The organism is Micromonospora sp. KC207 (genome assembly GCF_004348615.1).
GTDB lineage: Bacteria > Actinomycetota > Actinomycetes > Mycobacteriales > Micromonosporaceae > Micromonospora.
Map to the genome: position 1 here is coordinate 1 of NZ_SMKJ01000400.1, position 4,756 is coordinate 4,756.

4 protein-coding genes are annotated in these 4,756 nt (G+C 72.2%); 3 read left to right on the forward strand and 1 reads right to left on the reverse strand.

The genetic code is table 11. The features are described from left to right. The first annotated feature begins 173 nt into the window (after positions 1-173). A complete protein-coding gene (locus E1258_RS29995; RefSeq protein WP_036373760.1) occupies positions 174-953 on the forward strand; it encodes an IclR family transcriptional regulator in 780 nt (259 codons plus the stop codon). 55 nt (positions 954-1,008) lie between these two features. On the opposite strand, the gene E1258_RS30000 is transcribed toward E1258_RS29995, so the two are convergent. Continuing rightward, positions 1,009-3,135, reverse strand: a complete 2,127-nt coding sequence (locus E1258_RS30000) for a PhoX family phosphatase (RefSeq protein WP_132407031.1) — start codon at positions 3,133-3,135, stop codon at positions 1,009-1,011. A gap of 299 nt (positions 3,136-3,434) precedes the next feature. On the opposite strand from E1258_RS30000, the gene E1258_RS30005 reads away from it, so the two are divergent. Then, positions 3,435-3,929 (forward strand): sigma-70 family RNA polymerase sigma factor, encoded by a 495-nt coding sequence (locus tag E1258_RS30005; protein ID WP_007074140.1) that lies wholly within the window; start codon positions 3,435-3,437, stop codon positions 3,927-3,929. Beyond that, complete coding sequence (locus tag E1258_RS30010; RefSeq protein ID WP_132407033.1) at positions 3,926-4,624, forward strand: anti-sigma factor; 699 nt, start codon at positions 3,926-3,928, stop codon at positions 4,622-4,624. Before E1258_RS30005 ends, E1258_RS30010 begins: the two co-directional genes overlap by 4 nt. The last annotated feature ends 132 nt before the right edge of the window (positions 4,625-4,756 follow it).

A 4,756-nucleotide genomic window follows, 5' to 3' on the forward strand; every position in this document is an offset into this window, starting at 1 on the left:
GGGCTGGGCGGCGCGCGTCGTGGTTCGCGACCTACGCGAGCCCGCCTCGGACAACTCACCGTGTCGCTCGAGGCACTGACCGTCTAAGATGATCTGGCACCGTCGACCCGAACAGGCATTTCGCCGAACGCCTGGATTTCATATGGTGTAAGTCCCCGGCGGCGGAGGTGGTTGTGCGCGACCCCTTGGCGGAACCTTCGGATCTCATCCGAAGTGTGTCCCGCGCGCTACGCGTGCTCGAATCGGTCGGTCGCGCCCCGAAGGGGCTGACCGTCAAGCAGATCGCGCGGCGCTGTGAGCTGACCGTGGCCACCACGTACCATCTGGTGCGCACGCTGGCGTACGAGGGCTACGTGATCCGTCGGGAAGACGGCACGTACATCGTGGGGTTGGAGATCGCCGACCGTTACCGCGAACTCGTCACCGCGTTCCGCGGGCCGGCAGCCGTCGGCGACTGCCTGCGCCGCGCCGCCCTGGACACCGGCTACAGCCACTACCTGGGGCGCTTCGTGGGCGGTCAGGTGGCTGTCACCGCCGTGGCGGAGGGGCACCGCTCCCCGTACCTGGAGGACCTGGTCCCCGGCTTCGACGAGGGGGCGCACGCCACCGCGCTCGGCAAGGCCCTACTGGCCACCCTCACCGCCGAGCAGCGCTTCCGCTATTTGCGGGAGTACGGCATGCGCCCGTTCACCAACGCCACCCTCACCAGCCCCGAGGCGTTCGAGGCGGACCTGGCGGCCGGCGACCGTCGGGGGATGCAGCTCGAACTGGGGCAGTTCCGGCAGGGCGTGGCGTGCGCCGCCGTGCTGGTCGTCCCCGACAAGGACATGGAACGGCGGATGGTGCTGGCCTGCGCGCTGCCGGCCAGCGAGATGATGACCTCCGCCCGGGTGGTCCGGGCCAAGCTGCTCACCGTCGCACGCGCCGTCGCCGACGCCGTCGCCGAGACCTGAGACGGACGGGCCCCCTCCCTGGTGGGGAGGAGGCCCGCCGCGACGCCCAGCGGAATCAGCTGCCGATCGGGCCGCCGTCCAGCCGCCAGGTGACCACCACGCCGGGCTTGGCGTGGTCACCGTCCGGCCAGGTCGAGACCGGGTTCTCCACGGTCGCCCCGGTGAGCTCACCCGGGTGCTGCACCGCCACGAACACCGACCGGTTGTCGTCGGTGATGAACGGGCCGCAGGCCTCTGCGCCCAGCGGCACCGTGAGGAACTGCTTGAGGTGCCCCCGCTCCGGGCCCTCCACGGCGGTGGCGAACAGGCCGTCGTTGCTGCCCAGCGCATTGCCGTCGGTGGAGATCCAGAGATTGCCGGTGGCGTCGAAGGCGACGTTGTCCGGGCAGGAGATCGGGGAGACCTTCGTCCGGTCGTACCCGGCGAAGTGGGTCGACGGGTCGGTCGGGTCGCCGCAGACGATCGGCAGCGACCAGGCGAACGTCTCGGCGGCGTTGTTGTTGCCGTCCTCGACCAACTCCAGGATCTGGCCGTGCTTGTTGAGGTTGCGCGGGTTGGCCTCGTCTGCCGGGGCCTTGCCCGCCTTGCCGCGGTCGGTGTTGTTGGTCAGCGCCAGGTACACCTTGCCGGTCAGCCGGCTCGGCTCGACGTCCTCCGGGCGGTCCATCTTGGTCGCGCCGACCTTGTCGCCGGCCAGCCGGGTGAAGGTGAGCACGTCCGCGGCGGTCATTCCGTCGACGTACGAGCGGTTGCCGCTGACCAGCTTGATCCAGCGGCCCCGGCCGTTGAACGCCCCGTCGGCGGGAAGCTTGCCCGAGCCGTCGATCTCGGCGGCCGAGTTGCCCTCGAGCTGCGCCACGTACAGGGTGCCGGACTCCAGCAGGGTCAGGTTGTGCTTGCGGGCCACCCACGAGTCGCCGGCCATGAACTTCTTGTCCGAGACGAACTTGTACAGGTAGTCGAACCGCTCGTCGTCGCCCATGTACGCCACCACGTGGCCGCTGCGGGCGACGATGACGTTCGCGCCCTCGTGCTTGAACCGGCCCAGGGCGGTGTGCTTGCGCGGCCGGCTCTCCGGGTCGAACGGGTCGATCTCGACGACCCACCCGAAGCGGTTCGCCTCGTTCGGGTGCTTCGCCAGGTCGAAGCGCTCGTCGGCGCGGTCCCACTTGCGGTTGCCGTTCGGGTACCGCTCGGTGATGTTGATGCCGTAGCGGGCCAGCTTCGGCTTCAGCTCCTCCGGCGCGGTGTCACCGCCGACGAAGTACTGGTTGAAGTTCTCCTCGCCGGAGAGCACGGTGCCCCACGGGGTGACGCCGCCCGCGCAGTTGTTCAGCGTGCCGACCACCGTCCGGCCCTTCGGGTCGGCGGCGGTACGCAGCGACGCCGAGCCGGCGGCCGGGCCGGTCAGCTCGAACTTCGTGGCCAGCGCGGTGACCCGCCGGTTGTACGGCCGCCGGCCGCCTTCCACCGGCCGCCACTGCCCGGTGCCGTCGACCCGCTCCAACTCGACCACGGACATGCCGTGCGCCGCCATGGACACCTTCACCTGCTCGACGGTGAGCGCGTCCAGGCTGGTGAAGCCGGGGAACATCAGGTCCTCGTTGGTGTACTCGTGGTTGACCACGAGCAGCGCCCGGCGGCCCCGCTTGTCCAGCGGCAGCACGCCGACGAAGTCGTTGTTGTAGCCGAACTGCTTGGCCTGCTTCGCGGCGCTCTGCGCGTGCAGGTCGAACTCCGGTGCACCCGGCACCACCGGGTCGCCCCAGCGAATCACGACGGAGTGGTCGTACCCGTTGGGCACGACCAGCGTGTCGAGCTTGTTCGGCGGGATCGGCCGGAAGGTCAGCGCGCCGCTGCCCACGCCGCCCGCCGGGCGGCCGAACCCGGCCGCCTCCGGCACGACCGGGTTGGCCGGCGCGGCGGACGCGGCACCCGCGCCGGCCAGCGCCCCGACGGTCGCGCCGCCGAAGCCGAGCACGAGCGCACCGACCGCGCCGGCCCGGACCACGCCGCGCCGGGACACCTCGGCGTCCACGATCTCGCCGAGGTACGGGTTGTCGGAGGTGTTGGGCACCGGGTGGTCGCAGGCGTTGCCGCACCGGTAGAGACAGGTCATGGCGTCACGGCTGCCGTGGCGGGTGGCGCCCAGCAGGGGGAGCAGCCGGGGACGGTCGCTCATCGGGAGGTGCCTCCAAGGAAGTCGGTGCACGCCGGGGTCAGCCCTCCGACGTGCGTACCCGGCGGACGCTAGGAGGGCGTGGTGAGCGCGGGTCGGCCCGAACATGAACCGGATGTGAACACCTGCGCCGGCAGCTCCCCGCCGACCTGCGCCTGACCTCCCCGCCGACCTGCGGGATGAACCGATCGGAGTCACCGCACGTACTGTCGGGCGAACGCATCGCTGGACGCGTTCGACAGCGGGAGCCGCTGGACTCCGGCGACAGCGAGGAGGTCGTCATCAGCGACCACGACGCCCAACTGCTGCGCGCGCTGCACGACGAGCATGCCGACGCGCTGTACGCGCACGCCCTGCGGCTGGTCAACGGCGATCGGACCCGGGCCGAGGACCTGGTGCAGGAGACGCTGCTGCGGGCCTGGCGGCACCCGGAGTCGCTCGACCCGACGCGCGGGTCGGTGCGGGCATGGCTGTTCACCACCGCCCGGAACCTGGCCATCGACGCGTGGCGGCGGCGCTCCACGCGGGTCGGCGAGATCTACACCGACGAGCTGCCGGAACCCCCGGATACGGTCGACGAGGCCGAGCGCGCGGTGGAGGCGTGGACGGTCGCCGAGGCGCTGAACCGGCTCAGCCCCACCCACCGGGAGGTGCTGATCGAGTGCTTCTACCAGGGGCGTTCGGTGGCGGAGGCGGCGTCCAGGCTGGGCGTACCGCCCGGCACGGTGAAGTCCCGCACCCACTACGCGCTGCGCTCGCTGCGGTTGGCGCTGGCCGAGATGGGGGTGACGGGGTGAGCCGTTGCGAGTTCGCGCACGACGACGGCGCGTACGTGCTGGGCGCGCTCGCCCCCGCCGACCGGGCCGCCTACGAGCGGCACCTCGCCGGCTGCGCGTCCTGCCGGGACGCGGTGGCCGAGATCGCCGTGCTTCCCGGGCTGCTCGGCCGGCTCGACCCGGCGGGGCTGGAGCAGTTCCTGGAGCCGCCGGCCGAGATCTCCCGGGTGCCCGCGCTGCTCGACGCCGCCCGCCGCCGCCGTCGCCGCGAGCGGTCGGCCGCCCGCCGCCGGTACGCCCTGACCGCGCTGGCCGCCGCCGTACTGGCGCTGCTGGCCGGGTTCGGCACGGCCACCCTCCGGCCGGCCGTCGAGGTCACCCCGACGCCCACCCCGCAGGTCGCGCTGGCGTCCATGCGGCCGGTCGCCGGCACGGTGCCGGTGCACGCCGAGGTGGGGCTGACCGGCACGCCGTGGGGCACCGAGGTCACCATGCGCTGCGGGTACGACCGGCGGGCCGGGCACCGCGAGGCGTACACCTTCCGGCTGGTGGCGCACGGCCCGGACGGCGCGACGGAGCAGATCGGCTCCTGGCTGGCCGCCCCCGGCGACGAGCTGAGCCTGAACGCCACCACCCACTTCACCGACGGCGAACTGGTCCGCCTGGAGCTTCTCCGCGCCGACGGCACCCCGGTCCTCGCCTACGACGCCCGCTAACCCGTCGCCTCTCGACAGTCCCCACCTCTCCCAGCCCACGACCTTCGCGATCTTGCACTTGCGGCCCCGGTGAATCGGAATCAATGCCGCGAAACAGGGGCCACAACTGCAAGATCGGCGGGGGATCGGGGG